The following is a 4,035-nucleotide window of genomic DNA, read 5'->3' as shown; positions in this document are numbered from 1 at the left end:
GCCACCACGCTCGACGAGTACCGCAAGTACATCGAAAAGGACGCCGCGCTGGAGCGCCGCTTCCAGCAGGTGTTCGTCGGCGAGCCGTCGGTGGAGGACACCGTCGGCATCCTGCGCGGCCTGAAGGACCGCTACGAGGTGCACCACGGTGTGCGTATCACCGACTCGGCGCTGGTGGCCGCCGCGACTTTGAGCGACCGCTACATCACCGCGCGCTTCCTGCCCGACAAGGCCATCGACCTGGTCGACGAATCGGCCAGTCGGCTGCGAATGGAGATCGACTCGCGGCCCGTCGAGGTCGACGAAGTCGAGCGGCTGGTGCGCCGGCTCGAGATTGAAGAGATGGCGCTGTCCAAAGAAGAAGACGAGGCGTCCAAGGAGCGGCTGGAGAAGCTGCGCTCCGAGCTCGCCGACCAGCGGGAGAAGCTGGCCCAGCTGACCGCCAAGTGGCAGAACGAGAAAAACGCCATCGACGTCGTGCGCGAACTTAAGGAGCAGCTGGAGACGTTGCGCGGGGAGTCCGAGCGGGCCGAGCGCGACGGCGACCTGGCCAAGGCCGCCGAGCTGCGCTACGGGCGCATCCCCGAGGTCGAGAAGAAGCTCGACGCGGCGCTGCCCACCGCGCAGGCCCGCGAGGGCGTCATGCTCAAGGAAGAGGTCGGTCCCGACGACATCGCCGACGTGGTGTCGGCGTGGACGGGCATCCCGGCCGGGCGGCTGCTGGAAGGCGAGACCGCCAAGCTGCTGCGGATGGAAGACGAGCTCGGCAAGCGCGTCGTCGGGCAGCGCAAGGCCGTGCAGGCCGTGTCCGACGCGGTGCGTCGCAGCCGGGCCGGGGTCGCCGACCCCAACCGGCCGACCGGATCGTTCCTGTTCCTCGGCCCCACCGGTGTCGGCAAGACCGAGCTGGCCAAGGCGCTGGCCGACTTCTTGTTCGACGACGAGCGGGCGATGGTCCGCATCGACATGAGCGAGTACGGCGAGAAGCACTCGGTGGCCCGCCTGGTCGGTGCGCCACCCGGCTACATCGGTTACGACCAGGGCGGTCAGCTGACCGAGGCGGTGCGCCGGCGGCCCTACACCGTCGTTTTGTTCGACGAGGTCGAAAAGGCCCACCCAGACGTGTTCGACGTGCTGCTGCAGGTTCTCGACGAGGGCCGGCTCACCGATGGGCAGGGCCGAACGGTCGACTTCCGCAACACCATCCTGATCCTGACGTCCAACCTCGGGTCGGGCGGCAGCGAGGAGCAGGTGATGGCCGCGGTGCGCTCGGCGTTCAAGCCGGAGTTCATCAACCGGCTCGACGACGTGCTGATCTTCGACGGGCTGAACCCCGAAGAGTTGGTGCAGATCGTCGACATCCAGCTGACTCAGCTGCAGAAGCGGCTGGCGCAGCGACGGCTGCAGCTGGAGGTGTCGCTGCCGACGAAGAAGTGGCTATCGCAGCGCGGGTTCGACCCGGTCTACGGAGCGCGTCCGTTGCGCCGGTTGGTGCAGCACGCCATCGGCGACCAGCTCGCCAAGATGTTGTTGGCCGGCGACGTGCATGACGGCGACACCGTTCCGGTGAATGTCAGCGCCGACGGCGACAGCCTCGTGTTGGGATGAGCCCGCGCGCCGGAACCTAAGCGGTAGCAAACTTTAATTCGGTTGTGACCTGCTGCCATTCCCGGTTAGGGGCTAACAGCAGCTAGGCTACGTGGCGATGGTTCCACTCTGGTTTACGCTCTCCGCGCTGTGCTTTGTCGGTGCGGCGGTGTTGCTGTATGTCGACATCGATCGTCGGCGCGGGCGGGGCCGTCGTCGCAAGTCGTGGGCACGTTCGCACGGATTCGACTACGAGCAGGAATCCACGGAAATCCTCAAGCGCTGGAAGCGCGGGGTGATGTCGACCGTGGGCAGCAATATCCCGGCGCGCAATGTCGTACTGGGCCAGATCCGCGGCGAGGCGGTGTTCATCTTCGATCTCGAGGAAGTCGCCACCGTGATCGCGCTGCACCGCAAGGTGGGCACCAACGTCGTCGTCGACGTGCGGCTCAAAGGTCTCAAAGAGCCTCGCGAGAACGACATTTGGCTGCTGGGCGCGATCGGACCGCGGATGGTGTACTCCACGAATCTGGACGCCGCACGACGGGCCTGCGATCGGCGCATGGTCACCTTCGCGCACACCGCGCCCGACTGTGCCGAGATCATGTGGAACGAGGAGAACTGGACGCTGGTCAGCATGCCGATCGGCAGTACCCGCGCGCAGTGGGACGAGGGCTTGCGCACGGTGCGCCAATTCAACGACCTGCTGCGGGTGTTGCCGCCGGTGCCACAGCAGACCTCGGCGCCGCAATCGGCCGAACGCCGTAAAGCCGCACCCAGCCGTCCGCTGGCCCCGGCCGGCCGCGGCGAGTCGCCGCCGCGGCACCCAGAAGCCCTGTCCCGTGAGGGTGGGGCAGCGGCCCGCGGCGCCGCGGGGTCGCCGCCGGTGCGGCAGGAGCCAACCCGCCGCGCACCGGCAGTCGAGCCCGGCGCACCAGTGCGGCGTCCGCCGTCTGGCCGCAATGGCTACCAGGCCACCCACTACCAGCGCTGATTACCTCGTATCCTCCCTGTGCCTGGGGCATTGGCGGTTTCGCTACGCTGTCGGTCATGCCGCGCCCCGTCGCTCTGATCACCGGTCCAACGTCGGGAATCGGTGCGGGTTTCGCGCGTCGCTACGCCGCCGACGGCTACGACTTGGTGCTGGTATCCCGCGACGCTGAGCGGCTCAACCAGCTCGCAGCCGAATTGCACGACGAGGCCGGACGTGCCGTCGAAGTGCTGCCGGCCGACCTGGCCGAGTCGGCCGACCGGGGCAAGGTCGCGGAGCGGTTGGCCGCCGGTGTCGACGTGTTGGTGAACAATGCCGGCTTCGGCACGTCCGGTGAGTTCTGGACCGCCGATCCCGCCAAGCTGCAGTCGCAGTTGGACGTCAACGTCACCGCGGTGATGCAGCTGACCCGGGCCGCGTTGCCGGCGATGATCGACGCCGGTGCCGGCACCGTCGTCAACATCGCCAGCGTCGCCGGGCTGCTGTCCGGGCGGGGCTCGACCTATTCGGCGTCCAAGGCGTGGGTGGTGTCGTTCACCGAAGGCCTGGCCGGCGGGCTGAGGGGCACCGGTGTCGGCATACATGTGGTGTGTCCGGGCTACGTGCACACCGAATTTCATGAACGGGCCGGCATCGACATGGCCTCACTGCCGTCGTTCATGTGGCTCGAGGTCGACGACGTGGTCCGGGAAAGCCTGGCCGACATCGGCCGGGGCAAAGTGGTCATCATCCCCGGCGTGCAGTACAAGGCGATCACCACCGCGTCACGGATGGTGCCGCGAAACTTGGCGCGCGTCGCCACCAGAACCTTCGGGCGGGGCCGTGGCCGCACCTGACGTGAGCACCACCGAACGCGACGAGTTAGCCGACCTGGTGCGCCGGCTGGCGGTGGTGCACGGCCGCGTCACGTTGTCGTCGGGCAAGGAAGCCGACTACTACGTGGACCTGCGCCGCGCCACCCTGCATCACCGGGCCGGGCCGCTGATCGGCCGGCTGATCCGCGAACTGACCGACGACTGGGAGTACGCGGCCGTCGGCGGCCTGACCCTGGGCGCCGATCCGGTCGCCACCGCCGTCATGCATGCGCCCGGTCGCCCTATCGATGCGTTCGTCGTGCGGAAGTCAGTGAAAACCCATGGCATGCAACGTCTTATCGAAGGACCCGACATCACTGGCCGACGGGTCCTGGTGGTGGAGGACACCAGTACCACCGGCGCCTCGGCGATGACCGCGGTGCGCGCCGTGCTGGACGCCGGCGGACAGGTGGTGGGCGTGGCGACCGTGGTCGACCGGGCCACCGGCGCCGCCGAAGCCATCGAAGCCGAGGGCTTGCCGTACCGCAGTGTGTTGAGACTGGCGGATTTGGGGCTGGCCGGTGGCTGAGCCGGCCGTCGCGCGTTAGTCACCGTGCGGACTCTCATCGCGATGGTCGCGGCATTGGCGGTGGCATGCTGCGC

General features: G+C 68.1%; 4 protein-coding genes. All 4 read left to right on the top strand.

The features are described from left to right. On the top strand, positions 1-1,608 hold a 1,608-nt coding region (locus tag ACLQI9_RS21675; RefSeq protein ID WP_442392165.1), incomplete at its 5' end, for an ATP-dependent Clp protease ATP-binding subunit. A 97-nt stretch (positions 1,609-1,705) separates the two neighbouring features. Then, on the top strand, positions 1,706-2,581 hold the full coding sequence (gene ttfA / locus ACLQI9_RS21670) for a trehalose monomycolate transport factor TtfA (RefSeq protein ID WP_442392164.1): 876 nt from the start codon (positions 1,706-1,708) through the stop codon (positions 2,579-2,581). A 56-nt stretch (positions 2,582-2,637) separates the two neighbouring features. After that, the gene (locus ACLQI9_RS21665) at positions 2,638-3,414 is read left to right on the top strand and encodes an SDR family NAD(P)-dependent oxidoreductase (protein ID WP_442392163.1); all 777 of its coding nucleotides are present in this window, start codon (positions 2,638-2,640) and stop codon (positions 3,412-3,414) included. A gap of 1 nt (position 3,415) precedes the next feature. Next, positions 3,416-3,961, top strand: coding sequence for an orotate phosphoribosyltransferase (gene pyrE / locus ACLQI9_RS21660; protein ID WP_442392166.1), 546 nt, complete (start codon positions 3,416-3,418; stop codon positions 3,959-3,961). The last annotated feature ends 74 nt before the right edge of the window (positions 3,962-4,035 follow it).

The sequence above is a fragment of the Mycobacterium sp. genome (assembly GCF_052143115.1).
Lineage (GTDB): Bacteria > Actinomycetota > Actinomycetes > Mycobacteriales > Mycobacteriaceae > Mycobacterium.
The sequence above is the reverse complement of the archived record's forward strand: the minus strand, read 5'-3'. Positions and strand labels throughout refer to the sequence as shown.

Bases quoted from the DNA above. Each gene is read 5' to 3' on its own strand.
- ttfA (WP_442392164.1), top strand. From the start codon at position 1,706: ATGGTTCCACTCTGGTTTACGCTCTCCGCGCTGTGCTTTGTCGGTGCG.
- ACLQI9_RS21665 (WP_442392163.1), top strand. From the start codon at position 2,638: ATGCCGCGCCCCGTCGCTCTGATCACCGGTCCAACGTCGGGAATCGGT.